The sequence below is a fragment of the Roseateles albus genome (assembly GCF_028595345.1).
Lineage (GTDB): Bacteria > Pseudomonadota > Gammaproteobacteria > Burkholderiales > Burkholderiaceae_C > Paucibacter_A > Paucibacter_A albus.
In genome coordinates, this window is the sequence record NZ_JAQQXT010000001.1 from 111,134 (window position 1) to 125,485 (window position 14,352).

The following is a 14,352-nucleotide window of genomic DNA, read 5'->3' on the forward strand; positions in this document are numbered from 1 at the left end:
GCCAAAGAGGTGTCATAAACATTGCTTAGCATTCTGGGCTTCGCGCATCCGCTGGCCGGATGGCCGCGAATCCAGGCGGACCTTTTTGCAATGCCTCCTCTGTCTCCATCGATGAATTCCGCCATGCCCTCCCTCGCCAAGACCGCTCTCGTATCTCTGCCGCTGAGCCTGCTGGCGCTCGCCTGCCAACAGGCGGCCGCCGAAGAGAAGAAGGCCGGCAGTGAAGCCGGCGAAGCTACGCAAAGCCTGGCGCCGGTGCTGGTGATAGGCAATTACATCAACGGCGTCGGCAGCTCCGACGCTGCATCGCAAGGCGCGGTCAGCGCCCGTTTGATAGAGAGCCGCCCGACCCTCAGGCCGGCCGAACTCTTGGAGTTTGTGCCCGGCGTGATCGTCACCCAGCACAGTGGCGGCGGCAAAGCTAACCAGTATTTTCTACGGGGTTTCAACCTCGACCATGGCACCGACTTCGCCACTTTTGTGGACGGCATGCCGGTCAATATGCCCACCCATGCGCATGGCCACGGCTATAGCGATCTGAACTGGTTGATCCCGGAGCTGGTCAACCGCATCAGCTACAAAAAAGGCCCTTACTTTGCCGATGTGGGCGACTTCGGCTCGGCCGGAGCGGCCCGCTTTGAGCTGAGCGAGCGCATGCCCGCCGGCTTGGCCGAATTGACGCTGGGCCAGAACGGCTACCGCCGCGGTTTGCTGAGCAAGTCGCTCGAACTGAGCGGCGGCGATCTCCTTTATGCGCTGGAAGCCTCGCACAATGACGGCCCCTGGGAGAATCCGGAACAACTGCGGCGCAAGAACGGCGTATTGCGCTACAGCTTTGGCTCGGCCGAGCAGCGCAGCAGCATTACAGCGATGGCCTACGAGGCCGACTGGAACTCGACCGACCAGATCCCCTTGCGGGCGGTGAATGCCGGTTTGGTGGGCCGCTACGGTGCGCTGGACCCCAGCGACGGTGGCCACACCTCGCGCCTGAGCCTTTCCTTCACGACCGAGCGCAAGGCCGAGGATGGCGGCTTCAAGTTCAATGCCTATGCGATCAAGTCCAGACTCGATCTGTTCTCCAACTTCACCTTTTTTCTTGAGCATCCGTTGGACCTGGACCCCAGCCTCAAGCATGGCGACCAGTTCGAGCAGGCCGAGCGGCGCCAGGTTTACGGCCTGGCCGGCAGCCGCAGCTGGAACCTCACGCTGGCAGGGCTGGAAACCAGCAACACGGTCGGTCTGCAACTGCGCCATGACCGTTTGAGCCCGGTCGGGTTGTATGAGTCGGTCGCGCGCGAGCGGGTCGGTGTCATCCAGGAAAGCGCCGTGCGCCAAACCTCGGTCGGCGTATTTGCAGAGAACTCTACCCAATGGCTGCCTTGGATGCGCAGCGTGGCCGGCCTGCGTTTTGACCGGCTGGATCTGAAGGTCAGCAGTTCGATCGCGGCCAATAGCGGCACCGAGCAAGCCCATCTGAGCAGCCCCAAGCTGTCGCTGATCTTCGGCCCCTGGGCCAAGACCGAGGCCTTCGTCAACTATGGTCAGGGCTTTCACAGCAATGATGCGCGTGGCGCCACCGCGCGGGTCTCGGCCAAAGAGAATCTGCCGGTCGAGGCGGTGCGGCCCTTGGTGCGCTCCAAGGGCAGCGAGCTGGGCCTGCGCAGCGAGATCATCCCGGGCTTGCAAAGCTCGCTGGCGCTGTGGCAGCTGAAGCTGGCGTCGGAGCTGGTGTTTGTTGGCGATGCCGGCGAGACCGAGGCCAGCCGCGCCAGCCGGCGCAGCGGCGTCGAATGGAACAACCATTACCAGGCCGCCTCTTGGCTGCTGCTGGACGCCGATGTGGCTTTGTCCCGGGCGCGCTATACCGAGTTCGACCCGGCCGGCGACCATGTGCCCGGCGCCATCAACCGCGTCTTCTCGGCCGGCGCCACGCTGAACGGTCTGGGCCCCTGGTCGGGCCAATTCCAGCTGCGCTACTTCGGGCCTAGAGCGCTGACCGAAGACAACAGCCAGCGCTCCAAAGCCACCACCTTGGCGCAGATGCGCATCGGCTACCGCATCAACGCCAGCACCAGCTTGAACCTGGACGTTTTCAATCTATTCGCCAGCAAGGCCAGCGACATCGATTACTACTACGCCTCGCGCCTGAAGGGCGAGCCGGCCGAGGGTGTGCCCGATATTCACTTCCATCCGGTCGAGCCGCGCAGCCTGCGGCTGGGCCTGAATATCGGCTTCTAGTCAGCCGGCCAATTTGCACCGGCGGCCACGGAAAAGTTGCCGACCCCCAAAGAGCGTGAAATCTTGGCCCTGCTGGCGCGCAACTATTCCAACAAGGAAATTGCCAACGCCCTGATGGTCAGCAGCGAGACCGTCAAATGGCATTTGAAGGCGCTCTACAGCAAACTCGAAGCGGCCTCACGCAAGCACGCGGTGACAAGAGCCCGCACGATGGGGATGTTGGGGCGGGCTTAGGCTGACCTCCGTCAAACGACCCGGCGCCGCTTTGCAGCCAGACCCGCCAAGCCAGTCAGACCCAGGCCCATCAAGGCCCAGCTGCTGGGCTCGGGCACCGCGATAACGCTGCCAAAGCCGGCGCTGCCATAGTCGCTGCGGCCGCTGTCGAGGGCGCCGCTGCCTGAGCAGTCATTGGAGATCATGTTCGTGTCCAGGGTTACCGCCGCATGCAGGGCGATGGCGCGGCCGCACAGAATCCGCGCGCCGGTATTGAGAGTGATGCTTTGGTCGGCAATGAGGTTGCCGGCAAACAAGGTCCCGGTGCCCAGGGTGGCCGAACTGCCGACCCGCCAAAACACGCCGGTATTGCTGCCGCCGTCAATCAGATTGACCATGGCGCTGCTGGCCGTCGTGAGCGCGCTACCGATCTTGAACACAAAGAGTGCATTGGGGTCGTGCATGGCGTTGAGCGTCAAGGTCCCGGTCAACTGCGCCTCGGTATCGAAGCTGTAGACACCTGGCGTCAGCGTCAGGCCGCCCAGATCGGTGCCGGTGAGGTTGCCCGTGGACGCCATGCCGGCCAGCGCAATATAGGCGGAGGAGGCATCCAGCTGCGCTTGCAGCGCGGCCGCATCGGTTTGATGCAATGCACCCGTCAGCGTGATGCTGGCCAGACCTGTGATCGATGAGCCCGGGGACAAGCCGAGATCGCCCCAGATCGTGCTCGGTCCGGTGTTGGTCACGGTCGAGGCGCCCAAGACCGCAAGGCCCTGTGCTGTACCCAGGAAGGGTGCCGCTACGGCAGGCAATGCCCAACACAGCACAGCGCTCAGTGCCACTGAAAATTTGCAGGTCTTTGAAAGCAGGTTTGCATGATTCATGTCCGACTCCAGGTTGAAAAGCCCAATTCGCCAAATTCGCCCTATTGCGATGCCGCACGACAGCGGCAAGCAAGAGTCTCGAATTCAGCGCCACGGCGGTCTGTGCGTTAGCGAACAAGGAATTGCGGGGACTTGTCCTACATCGCATCGGCTTGCAGGACGCTGCAAGCGGGACTGCAGGGGCGGTATAAAAGTTGTGGCGCAAGAGCCCGGCGCTCCTGCCTGCATCCAAGCCCAAGGACACCCCATGAACTCATCTGAACAACCGCGCCCGAACACTGCAGCGCCCGCCGCCATCGACGAGGATCTGGCCGCTCAAGCCAAGCCGGGCGAGGGCATCCCCTCCCAAGACACCAGTCTGTCGGCTCAGCTGCCGCTGAAGGGTGAGGACGCCGAAAGAGAAGCCAACTCGGCCTGGGTTGGCGGTGCCGCGATTGCCGGTGCCGCCACCGGGGCCGCTGTGGGCGTCGCGGTGGCCGGGCCGGTAGGCGTGGTGGCGGGCGCCGCGCTGGGTCTGGTGGCCGGCGCGCTGGGGGGCGCCGCCGCTGGAAGTACAGCGGCCGAGCCCGCTGACCCCGTTGCCCAGGCCGCCGGCAATAAAGCGGCGCCGGGCTAAATGCTGGCCTGATTGACGCGCCGACTCAGCTCGGCCGCGCTTTCCTTGCGTTCGCTGTAACGATCGACCAAATAGGCGCTGGATTCGCGCGTGAGCAGCGTGAACTTCATCAGCTCTTCCATCACATCGACGATGCGGTCGTAATAGCTGGATGGCTTCATGCGGCCGGCTTCGTCGAACTCCAGAAAGGCCTTGGCCACCGAGCTTTGGTTGGGGATGGTCAACATACGCATCCAGCGGCCCAAGATGCGCATCTGGTTGACGGCATTGAAGGATTGCGAGCCACCCGACACCTGCATCACGGCCAGCGTCTTGCCCTGGGTCGGCCGCACGGCGCCGACGCTGAGCGGGATCCAGTCGATCTGTGTCTTCATCAAGCCGGTCATCGCGCCATGCCGCTCGGGCGAACACCAGACCATGGCCTCCGACCATTGCACCAGCTCGCGCAACTCCCGCACCTTGGCGTGGGTGTCGGGCGCATCGTCGACCAGTGGCAGGCCGCTGGGGTTGAAGACGCGGGTCTCGGCGCCCATCGCTTGCAAAAGCCGCTCGGCCTCCAGCGTGCAGAGCTTGCTGTAAGAGCGTTCGCGCAAGGAACCGTACAGCAGCAGCACACGTGGCGCATGGGTGGCGCGGCTGCCGATGGCGGCGAAGTCGCTCGCCAAAGGCGGCTTGAACAAGGCGGCGTCCAAGTTGGGAAGATCGCTCATTTGTTGCGCCCTAAAAGTTGATGCAGGCCTAAACCGGCTGCCGCACCGAGGAGCTGTGCGATCACAAAACCCGCCGCGCTCGCCGGTGCAATGCCGGCGAAGGAGTCGCTGAACATGCGGCCAAACACGGCCGCCGGATTGGCAAACGAGGTCGAGGCGGTGAACCAATAGGCGGCGCCAATATAGCCGGCCACCAGGCTGCTGGCGCGACCCGCCGGCGCCCGCAAAATCACCAACAAGAGGCCGGCCGTGGCCACAGCCTCGGCCAGCCACTGGCCTGCGCCGCCGCGCAGCTTCAGCGAGGTCTGCAGAAGCGGCAGCTCAAACATCGCGTTAGCAAGCCAGGCCCCCAGGACTGCCCCGAGCAATTGCGCGGCAATATAGGGCAAGACCCAGCGCGCCGCCAGCTCGCCGCGCGCGGCCATCACCAGGCTGACGGCCGGGTTGAAATGTGCGCCGCTGATGGGGGCTAAGATCTCGATCAAGACATACAGGCCCCAGACCGTGGCAAGCGTATTGGCCAGCAATGCGACGGCCACATTGCCGCCGCTGAGGCGCTCGGCCATGATGCCGGACCCGATCACGATGGCCAGCAGCAAAGCCGTGCCCAAGCCCTCCGCCAGCAGGCGCGGGCGCATCTGCAGGGCCTGACTCATGACTTGCCAATCTCCCCGAGCGCCTCTTGCAGATCGCTTTTGCTCATGGTCTCCAAAGGCAAGGCCAGCAGTTGCAGCATCCGGTAGCCAATCGCTTGACGCGTTAGCTCGAAAGCGCGGCGCTTGCCTTCCTCGCCGCCTTCGGCATTGCTAGGGTCCGGGTAGCCCCAGTGCACCTTGACCGGCTGACCCTGGCCTCCAAAGAAGACCGGGCAAGTCTCTGCCGCCGCGCTGTCGCAGACGGTGATGACGATGGACAGTGGCGGTGCGCCCTCTGAGCTGAACTCATCCCAGCTCTTGCTGCGATAACCAGCCACATCGACGCCGGCGTTCGTCAGCGCCTCCAGGGCGAAGGGGTTGAGCCGGCCGCTCGGCGCGCTGCCGGCGCTGTGGGCGCGTACATCGCGGCCCAGCTTGGCGGCGAGATGGTTCAACATGCCCTCGGACAAAACGCTGCGCGCCGAGTTGTGGGTGCAAAGAATCAATACATGCGTGGTCATGGGGATTTGGCCTTCAGCAGGCCGAGCAGTTTGGGGTTGAAATCGTCAAGCAAGCTTCGCCCTGGCAGCAATTGGCCGTCAGATAGGCCAAGAGTTCGTTCATTTGCGTAAAGGCGGCGCGGTAGATCAGGTTGCGGCCCTCGCGCTCTTGGCTGACCAAGCCGGCATTGAGCAGCTCCTTCAGATGGAAGGACAGCGTCGAGGCCGGCACCTCCAAGGTTTGCGCCAAGGCGCTCGGCGTCAGGCCCAGCGGCCCGGCCACGACCAGGGTGCGGAACACTTGCAGGCGGGCGGCCTGCGCCAGCGCTGCCAGCGCCTTGACGATTGCTTGTTCTTCCATAATTCCATTGTAATGGAATTATGAATTTGTCTTGCTGTGCCTTGCGGTTTCAGCTCCGCACCGGCATCACATGAATGCCGCTCGGGTCCAGCTCCAGCAGCAAGACCTGACCCACACGCCAGCCCGACTGCCTGAGTTGACGCGTGCCGATGTCGAGGTGCACATGAGCCTTGGCCGAACCTTGGACGGCCAGCTTCAGCGTCGAGGTTTCGCCCAGGCTGCGCAGCTCGATCAGCTCAGCAGGGACCAAATTGACGACGGCGGCGGCCGGTGCTGCCGTGTGGCATTGGATGAATTCACCGCTGATGACCCAGCGCACCGGCGTGCCGTCTTCGATGCGGCCCTTGTCAACAATCTGCAGTTGTGGCGCCGCTTCATCCTCGCCCCATTGCAAAAGCGCCCCGCCGCTGGTCTTGCGAAAGATGCCGCGATGGATGTCGCGCAGGCCCACCAGCGCCGCCACCCGCGCATTGCGCGGCCGCGCCAACAGTTGCTCGGGCGGGCCGTCTTGCAGCGCTTCGCCGGCTTCCAGAATGCACAGGCGGTCCGCCAGCATGCGGGCTTCACGCAGATCATGCGTGACCATGATGATGGGCAGCGTCAGGCGCTCGCGCAGCTTGACCAACTCCTCCCACAAGGCATAGCGGGTCGGCTGATCGACAGCGGAAAACGCTTCGTCCAGCAAAAGCAATTTGGGCCTGCGCGCCAGCGCGCGCGCCAAGGCCACGCGCTGGCGCTGGCCGCCGGACAGTTGCTCGGGGCGTCGCGCCGCCAGGCCATCCAGCTGCATATCGGCCAGCAGTTTGAGTGCCTGCTCGCGCCGGGCGGTCTTGGAGCTGGCGCCGCTGTCGCTGGGAATGGCCAGGCTGACATTGTCCAAGGCGCTCAGATGCGGGAACAAGGCGTAATGCTGAAACACCATGCCGACGCCGCGCCGCTCGGCCGGCACGGCGATGCTGCGCTCGCTGTCGAACCACAGCTCATCGCCCAAGCTGATGCGGCCGCTGCTGACCGTCAACAGGCCGGCCAGCGCCCGCAGTACGCTGGTCTTGCCGCTTCCCGAAGGACCGACCAGCGCGAGTAACTCGCCATTCGCACAGCGCAGATCCAGCGCCAATGGAATCGGCCCGGCTTGATGCAGACTCGCTTGCAGCATCGTGCTTCAGCCTCCCCGAGTTCGATGGGGTCGGCTCAGCCAGCTGCTGATCAGCAGCGTCAGCATCGAAATTGCCAGCAGCGTGGCCGACATCGCGCCCGCCGCCTGCATGTCAAAGGACTGCACGCGGTCGTAGATGGCGATCGAGATCGTCTGCGTCTCGCCGGCGATATTGCCGCCCACCATCAGCACCACGCCAAACTCGCCCAAGGTGTGCGCGGCCGTCATGATCAGGCCGCTCAGAATGCCGCGCCAAGCCAGCGGCAGCTCGATCAGCGTCAGCGTGCGCCAAGGCGACAGGCCGCAGCTGCGGGCGGCGTCAAAGAGTTCGCTCGGTATCGCCTCGAAGGCGCGCTGCATAGGCATCACGGCGAAGGGGATGTTGAAGATCAGGCTGGCCAGCAGCAGGCCCTCGAACGAGAAGGCCAGCGTGCGTCCGCTTAAAGCTTGATACCAAGCACCCAAGGCCGAGCCGCCGCCCATCCAGATCAGCAAATAGAAGCCCAGGACGGTCGGCGGCAGCACCAGTGGCAGCGCCAGTGCGGCCTCCAGCACGGGGCGCAGCGGATGGCGGCTGCGCGCCAGCCAGCGGCCCGCGAAGACGCCCAGCGGCAACAAGATCAAGGCGGTGGCCAAGGCCAGCAAGGCCGACAGGCGCAGGGCGGTCCAGTCCATTCAGCGGCTACTCTCGCTGCTGATGGGGCTTGGGGGCGGCAGCTCGAAGCCATGGCGCTGCAAGATCGCCCGCCCGGCCGGTGCTTGCAAGTAGGCATAGAACTCGCGCGCCACCGGGCCTGCTTTTTTGGTCAAGACCATGCGCTGGCGCAGCGGGCTGTGCATGGCCTCAGGGATCAAGACAAAGCTGCCAGCCTGGGAAAACTGAGGTGCCAGAGCCAAGGAATAGGCAAACAGGCCGCCCTCGGTCGAGCCTGAAACCGCGAACTGCGCTGCTTGTGAGACGTTTTCGCCCAGTACCAGCTTAGGGCCGATGGCGGCCCACAGACCGGCGCTTTGCAAGGCTTGTTTGGCAGCGCGACCATAGGGCGCGTGTGCGGGGTTGGCGATGGCGAATTTGCGCACGCGCCCGTCGCTCAGGGCCAAGCGCAGATCGGCCAGCTCGGCGTCAGGCTTGAGCTTGGAGCCCTTGGGCGCGAACAAGACCAGGCGGCCGGTGCCGTAAAGCAGACCCCGGTCCGGGCTGAACCCTTGCTCGGCCAGTTTGAACACAAAGTCCTCATCGGCCGACAAGAACAGCTGGAAGGGCGCGCCCTGCACGATCTGGGCGTAGAAATTGCCCGACGAGCCATAGCTCAGCCGCAGGCTCTGGCCGCTTTGCTGCTTGAACGCTTCGGCCGCCTCGTCCAGCGCGAACTTGAGGTCGGAGGCGGCGGCGATATTCGGCGGCGCCGGCATTGTTTGCGCCCTTGCCCCGCCGAACAGGGCCAGCAGCACAGCGCCACACAGGGCTTTGACCATGGATGCGAAAGTGTAGGAAAAAGACAGGCGCCGATGGTAGCTTGCTCAAGGCGCCCCGGCCTGCTTGGCCAGCACCTCGCGCTGCCACAGCATTGGCAGCTTCTTTACCTCCCAGGCCCAGACAAAGGGCTTGATCACGCGCGCGTTTTTGTATTGGGCGCCGTCCAAGAGCCGCAGTCGCAAGGCCTCGGGCAGTTGCAGATGTTCGATGCGTATCGGCCGGGCGAAACCCTGGGCCAGATTGAGCTGACCGGCATCGCTGAAGATGTACTCGCGCGCCAACTCGGCCGCGTTGGGATGCGCGGCGTGCCGGTTGAGTACGGTGGTGTAGCCGCTGGTGACCGAGCCATCTGCCGGGATCAGCACCGCGTAATCTGTGGGTTTGGGCAGTTTGTCGCGCTGAGACAGGGCCAGAAAATCCCACATCAGGAACACATCGACCGCGGCTTGCTCAAGGCGGGCGGGGCCGGGATTCCTGAGCACCAAGCGGCCTTGTTGAGCCAGCTTGGCGAACTGTTGCAGGGCCGGCTGCAGATTGCTTTCGTCGCCGCCCAGGGCGATCGCTGCCGCCAGCACGCTGGCGCTGGACTGGGCTGAAGAGCCGACCTCGCCGATGCCGACGCTGTAGCGGCCCTCGAACAGCTCTTGCCAGCTGCGCGGGACTTGGCCGCCGGTACGCCGGGTATTGACCAAGAACGCGATCGTGCCGGTATAGGCCAGCGCCCAAAAGCCTTCCTCGTCCTTGGCCCAGGCGGGGATTTGGGCCCAAAGCGCTGGCTTGTGCGGCCGGCTGATGCCGCGCCCGCGAGCGATCGCCCCATACTCAAAGCCCACATCGCCGATGTCCAGGCTGGCCAGCGGGCCTTCGGCCGCCATGCGGCTGATGATGACCGCGCTGTTCATGTTCTCGTCCACATGCTTGATGCCGTAGAGGCGCCGCAGGTCGGCCCAGGTGCTGCGCCAGTTGGCCCAGGTGTCGGGCATGCCAGCACTGTGTATGTGGCCTTCGGCACGGGCGGCTGCAGCCAAGGCCGCCATATCCTTGGCTGCGCCCGGCGCTATATCCGTCGCTAAGTCCGTCACCTTAAGCGCCCCATCTGCAGCGCCGACGGCTTGGCAGCAAGCCAAACATACGGAGATCAACAGGCAGCGAAGCGCAATCATGGTCGGCGGAGCTGGGTGCGAAAAAGAAGCATGCAGCGTAGCAGCTCAGGCCGTTTTGACGCAGCGCATTTCCCCTAGCGGGTGAATAAGCTCGCGCCAGCGTCGATAATCGCCGTCTTGTCCCTTCCGACCGCGCGTTCCTGTCTCTTTGCGCTCCAGCCCATGTCGAATCTGATTATTCACGGTGGTACGCCTTTGGCGGGCCGCATCATCCCGTCTGCCAATAAGAACGCCGTTCTGCCGATCCTGTGCGCCACCTTGCTGACGGCCGAGCCGGTGCGGCTGCGCGGTGTCACCGAGATCACCGACGTGAAGAAGATCCTCGAGGTTTTCCGCAGCCTGGGCAGCTCGGTCGAGATCGACTACGCGACCGGCGTGCTGGACGTGCATCACCGGGACACCCATTTCGACGCCGCCAAGGACAGGCTGCCCGAGGAAATGCGCTCCAGCATCATGTTGGTGCCGGGCCTGATGGCGCGTTTTGGCGCCGCCCGCATCGAGGACGATGTGACCGGCTGCACGCTGGGCGTGCGGGAGATTGACCCGCATGTGGAGGTGTTCCAGCGCTTCGGCGCGGCGGTCGAGCGCCACAGCGACGGGCTGGTGCTGAAGGTCGACGGTCAATTGAGGGCGAATGACCATTGGACCGATTACGCCTCGGTCACCACGACCGAGAACTTCGTGCTTTGCGCGGCGCTGGCGAATGGCCGCTCGACGCTGATGAACGCGGCTTCCGAGCCGCATGTGCAGGAGTTCTGTGCCTTTTTGCAGATGCTCGGCGCGAAGATTGAGGGCCAGGGCACCTCCAAGCTGACGATTCACGGCGTTGAGCGCCTCGGCGGTGGTGAATTCACGTTTGCCGAAGACTTCCACGAAATCGTCACCTTTTTGGCGCTGGGCGCCATCACCGGCGGCCAGGTGGAGGTACGTAACTCGGTACCCGAGCAGTTCCCGCTGATCGACCGCACTTTTGCCAAGTTTGGCGTGCAGATCGTGCATGAGAACGGCTGGTCGCGTTCGGTCACCGATGGTCCGTTGAAGGTCAAAGAACCCTTTACCCGCAACATCTTGCAAAAGGTCGAGGCCGCACCCTGGCCCTATCTGCCGGTTGACCTGCTGCCGATCTTTGTCGCGCTGGGTGTGCGCGCCGAGGGTAGCGTGATGTTCTGGAACAAGATCTATGACGGCGCGATGGGCTGGACCTCGGAGCTGAGCAAGTTCGGCGGCCATGCCTTCCTGTCCGACCCGCACCGCATGGTCACCTTCGGCGGCAAGCCCCTGCATGCGGCCGAGGTCGAGAGCCCCTACATCATCCGCGTGGCGATCGCGCTGCTGATGGTGGCGGCCAGCATCCCTGGCCGTTCGGTGATCCGCAACGCAACACCGATCCGCCGCGCGCATCCGCGCTTTGTCGAAAACATCTGCGGCTTGGGCGCTCGTATCGAGTGGGTCGAAGGCGACTGATGAACTTGGCTTCGTGGTGGCGAGCAGCGGCCTCGCTGGCCCTGGTGTTCGCGGGTACTCTGCCAGGTGTTGCGGCGCGAGCGCAGGCCGCGCCCGAGGTCTTGACCTGGCTGGTGCGCGATGTGCCGCCCTATTTCAGCTACACCGGCGGCAAAGCGCCGCGGCATCCCGAGGATCTGGCTAACGGCGAAATCGATGGCTTCTTGCGGCTGCTGATCAAGCAGATGCCGCAATACCGGCATGAGTTTCTTGACGCCGGTTTTCCGCGCTTTGAGGCCATGGTGCGTCAAGGCCAGGCTCTGTGCTCGCCGCTGCATGTGGTGACGCCGGACCGCTTGGACTGGCTCTACTTCACCCAGGTACACCCGCCGCTGTTGACGCGCCAGGTACATCTGGTTGTGCGGCGCGAAGACTTGCCCAAGTTCGAGGCCTTCGGCGCTGTGCCGGTCTTGGCCGAGGTCTTGCAGCGCAGTGATCTGGTCGGCCTGCTGCCCCGGGATCGCTCTTATGGCGTCAAGATTGACCCCTTGTTGAAGGAGCGCGGTGAGCTGGCGCCGAAAACCGTGGTGGCCGGCCGCAGCATGCATTTGCTGGCGATGTTGCGGGCCGGCCGCATGGACTACACCTTGGAATACCCGACCACGGTGGATGAATATCTGCGCAGCGCCGGCGCGGGGCCCGACTTGGTCAAGTTGCCGGTGGCCGAAAGCCGCAGCGCCAATTCGGCCACCTTTGCCTGCAGTCGCAACCCCCAAGGCCGCAAGATGATCGAGGCGATTGACTTGGGCGTGCGCAAGCTGGCGCAAGACCCGCGCCGCGAGGACTGGATTCGTGGCTGGCGCGGCGAGCAAATGGATGCACAGGAGCGCGTGCGCCTGAAGCGTTATATGGATGAGCGTGCCCGTGGCGGGGCACAGATCGAATGACCCGGGCGCGCAGCCTCGATCTGCCGCTGCGCGACGGTGTCGGCGTCAGTGCGGTGGCCTTGCCGCAGACCGGGCCTTGGGGGCTGATGCTGGATTTTCTGGATCAGCGCATGCCGGCGGTGACGCGTGCGGTGTGGGCGGCGCGGATGCAAAACGCCAGCGTGTTCGGCGAGCAGGGTCAGGTCTTGCCGCCCGAGGCGCCATTTCATGGCGGCGGGCGTATTTTTTATTACCGCGAGCTGGCCGTTGAACCCGTGAGCCCCTTCACCGAGAGCATTGTTTTTCAAGACGACAGGCTCTTGGTGGCCGACAAGCCGCATTTCCTGCCGGTGACGCCGGGAGGGCGCTATGTGCGCGAGACCTTGCTGACCCGGCTCAAGCAGCGCACCGGCCTGCTGCATCTGAGCCCGGCCCACCGCATAGACCGCGAGACCGCCGGCCTGGTGATGTTCACGGTGCAGCCGCAAGACCGCGGCGCCTATCAAAACCTGTTCCGCGACCGTGAGGTCAGCAAGGTCTACGAGGCGATCGCGCCCTTTCGCGCCGATTTGCAGCTGCCCTTGATTCGCCGCAGCCGCATGCAGGAGAGCGCAGCGGCATTCATGCAGTCGATTGAGGTGGACGGCGAGGTCAATGCAGAGACCCGCATCGAGTTGCGGGAGTGTTTGGCCGGCGACGCTAATTTGGCGCGTTATGCCTTGCACCCCAGCACCGGCCAGCGCCATCAGCTGCGCGTGCATATGAATGCGTTAGGCCTGCCGATTGTGGGCGACAGCATCTACCCTGAGCTATTGCCCCCGCAGGACGCGGCCGATTTCGGCCGGCCCTTGCAGCTGCTGGCCAAGGCCTTGAGCTTTGTGGACCCGCTGAGCGGTCAGCCGCGCCATTTCGAGAGCAAGCTGCGGCTGACCGGCGGGGTTTAGTCGGCGATCAGGCCGCCAACAAGTCCTTCAGCGCCAATCGGGCGCCCAAGGTCTGCATGCAGGCCTGCGCCAACTCGCGACCCTTCTTGACGAAATGCTCGCTGAAGTAACGCCGGTGTTCATCGTGCTCATGAAAGTGATGTGGCGTCAGCACGGCCGAGAACACCGGTACGCCGCTGTCCAGTTGCACGCGCATCAGGCCGTCGATGACGGCCGTGGCGACAAAGTCATGCCGGTAAATGCCGCCGTCGACAACCAGGCCGCAGGCCAGGATCGCATCAAAGCGTCCGCTGGCGGCCAGTGTCTGCGCATGCAGCGGGATCTCGAAGGCGCCGGGCACCTCGAAGCATTCGATCCGGTCGGGCGGCAGGCCATGGGCTTGCAACTCGGCCAGACAGGCCTCGCGGGATTGGCCGACGATGTCGGCATGCCAGCCCGCCGAAATGATGGCGATGCGGGTGGACGGCGCATGGGCCGAAAAACGGCCCATATGGCCGCCGGGAGTGCTGATATTGCTATTGAATCGCTGATTCATGGTGGACCTCTGAAGGTTTTGACACATAAATCAGGGCAAGCGCGCGAAGGCGAACGCAGCGGCCCCGCTGCGGCTTCTTCGAGAAAAAGTCACAACGGCGTTGCTGTATTCATCGCGATCTCTTTCATCCGGACTGTGACCGTCGGCTCTGGCATCGCACCAGATCTGCTGACCCCGCACAGCACTTGCTGCGGGCGCTCGCGGGCTTATGGGCCTCAGCCCACATACCGCCGGTGGGGAATTCCACCCCGCCCTGAGAACGCTGCCCCTGCCTTGCGGCAAGGGCGGGGCGATTTTAGGGGATGGTTTTCCCACGCCGCAGAACCTGTGAATCTGCTGAGCGCTGATCATCTGATCCTGACTGTCATAGACCTTGCCCCAAAGATAGGCCATTTGCAGCGCCAACCCTTGATCCGCGCTGCCCAACGCAACACCGCTCGCCCCGGTGGTACTGGCGACCGGTCGGTGACCTGTCGGCCGGCCCTGCCGCATTATTCCCCGAAGCACTGTGCGGCACTGTGGCTCGATAATGCCGCCTTATCCTTTGGACA

At 64.2% G+C, this 14,352-nt stretch carries 16 protein-coding genes and 1 riboswitch; of the genes, 6 read left to right on the top strand and 10 right to left on the bottom strand.

The genetic code is table 11. The features are described from left to right. Positions 1-123: 123 nt before the first annotated feature. Entirely contained in the window at positions 124-2,238 is a 2,115-nt protein-coding gene (locus PRZ03_RS00500) for a TonB-dependent receptor (protein WP_273598524.1), read from the top strand. A gap of 36 nt (positions 2,239-2,274) precedes the next feature. Then, positions 2,275-2,472 carry a response regulator transcription factor gene (locus PRZ03_RS00505; protein WP_409993906.1) on the top strand — a complete coding sequence of 66 codons (198 nt, stop codon included), beginning with the start codon at positions 2,275-2,277 and terminating at the stop codon, positions 2,470-2,472. A gap of 11 nt (positions 2,473-2,483) precedes the next feature. Here the strand turns inward: PRZ03_RS00505 and PRZ03_RS00510 are convergent, their stop codons facing one another. Then, entirely contained in the window at positions 2,484-3,335 is an 852-nt protein-coding gene (locus PRZ03_RS00510) for an ice-binding family protein (RefSeq protein WP_273598525.1), read from the bottom strand. Between the two features lie 247 nt (positions 3,336-3,582). On the opposite strand from PRZ03_RS00510, the gene PRZ03_RS00515 reads away from it, so the two are divergent. Continuing rightward, entirely contained in the window at positions 3,583-3,951 is a 369-nt protein-coding gene (locus PRZ03_RS00515) for a hypothetical protein (protein WP_273598526.1), read from the top strand. On the opposite strand, the gene arsH is transcribed toward PRZ03_RS00515, so the two are convergent. The 8 genes from arsH to PRZ03_RS00555 are packed head-to-tail and all read right to left on the bottom strand — an operon-like array spanning position 3,948 to position 9,953. Further along, the gene (arsH, locus tag PRZ03_RS00520) at positions 3,948-4,661 is read right to left on the bottom strand and encodes an arsenical resistance protein ArsH (protein ID WP_273598527.1); all 714 of its coding nucleotides are present in this window, start codon (positions 4,659-4,661) and stop codon (positions 3,948-3,950) included. The two genes, PRZ03_RS00515 and arsH, sit on opposite strands and share 4 nt — an antisense overlap. Then, positions 4,658-5,317 carry an aquaporin gene (locus tag PRZ03_RS00525; protein ID WP_273598528.1) on the bottom strand — a complete coding sequence of 220 codons (660 nt, stop codon included), beginning with the start codon at positions 5,315-5,317 and terminating at the stop codon, positions 4,658-4,660. Before PRZ03_RS00525 ends, arsH begins: the two co-directional genes overlap by 4 nt. Then, complete coding sequence (locus PRZ03_RS00530; protein ID WP_263532910.1) at positions 5,314-5,817, bottom strand: arsenate reductase ArsC; 504 nt, start codon at positions 5,815-5,817, stop codon at positions 5,314-5,316. The genes PRZ03_RS00525 and PRZ03_RS00530 overlap by 4 nt, the downstream gene beginning before the upstream one ends. A gap of 13 nt (positions 5,818-5,830) precedes the next feature. Then, entirely contained in the window at positions 5,831-6,157 is a 327-nt protein-coding gene (locus PRZ03_RS00535) for an ArsR/SmtB family transcription factor (RefSeq protein WP_273598529.1), read from the bottom strand. 49 nt (positions 6,158-6,206) lie between these two features. Beyond that, positions 6,207-7,313 (bottom strand): ABC transporter ATP-binding protein, encoded by a 1,107-nt coding sequence (locus PRZ03_RS00540; RefSeq protein WP_273598530.1) that lies wholly within the window; start codon positions 7,311-7,313, stop codon positions 6,207-6,209. Positions 7,314-7,319: 6 nt separating this feature from the next. Continuing rightward, positions 7,320-7,988 carry a molybdate ABC transporter permease subunit gene (gene modB, locus PRZ03_RS00545; RefSeq protein ID WP_273598531.1) on the bottom strand — a complete coding sequence of 223 codons (669 nt, stop codon included), beginning with the start codon at positions 7,986-7,988 and terminating at the stop codon, positions 7,320-7,322. Further along, entirely contained in the window at positions 7,989-8,789 is an 801-nt protein-coding gene (modA, locus tag PRZ03_RS00550; RefSeq protein ID WP_273598532.1) for a molybdate ABC transporter substrate-binding protein, read from the bottom strand. It abuts the gene before it with no gap. A 45-nt stretch (positions 8,790-8,834) separates the two neighbouring features. Beyond that, positions 8,835-9,953, bottom strand: a complete 1,119-nt coding sequence (locus PRZ03_RS00555) for an ABC transporter substrate-binding protein (protein WP_273598533.1) — start codon at positions 9,951-9,953, stop codon at positions 8,835-8,837. A 162-nt stretch (positions 9,954-10,115) separates the two neighbouring features. On the opposite strand from PRZ03_RS00555, the gene PRZ03_RS00560 reads away from it, so the two are divergent. The 3 genes from PRZ03_RS00560 to PRZ03_RS00570 are packed head-to-tail and all read left to right on the top strand — an operon-like array spanning position 10,116 to position 13,266. Next, positions 10,116-11,417, top strand: a complete 1,302-nt coding sequence (locus PRZ03_RS00560) for a UDP-N-acetylglucosamine 1-carboxyvinyltransferase (RefSeq protein WP_263532916.1) — start codon at positions 10,116-10,118, stop codon at positions 11,415-11,417. Then, positions 11,417-12,343 carry a TIGR02285 family protein gene (locus tag PRZ03_RS00565; protein WP_273598534.1) on the top strand — a complete coding sequence of 309 codons (927 nt, stop codon included), beginning with the start codon at positions 11,417-11,419 and terminating at the stop codon, positions 12,341-12,343. The genes PRZ03_RS00560 and PRZ03_RS00565 overlap by 1 nt, the downstream gene beginning before the upstream one ends. After that, positions 12,340-13,266, top strand: a complete 927-nt coding sequence (locus PRZ03_RS00570; RefSeq protein WP_273598535.1) for a pseudouridine synthase — start codon at positions 12,340-12,342, stop codon at positions 13,264-13,266. The genes PRZ03_RS00565 and PRZ03_RS00570 overlap by 4 nt, the downstream gene beginning before the upstream one ends. 7 nt (positions 13,267-13,273) lie before the next feature. Here the strand turns inward: PRZ03_RS00570 and PRZ03_RS00575 are convergent, their stop codons facing one another. After that, positions 13,274-13,801: a 6,7-dimethyl-8-ribityllumazine synthase gene (locus PRZ03_RS00575; protein WP_409993907.1), complete on the bottom strand. Its 528-nt coding sequence runs from the start codon at positions 13,799-13,801 to the stop codon at positions 13,274-13,276. 112 nt (positions 13,802-13,913) lie between these two features. Then, a riboswitch (FMN riboswitch) is annotated at positions 13,914-14,066 on the bottom strand. Positions 14,067-14,352 lie beyond the last annotated feature (286 nt).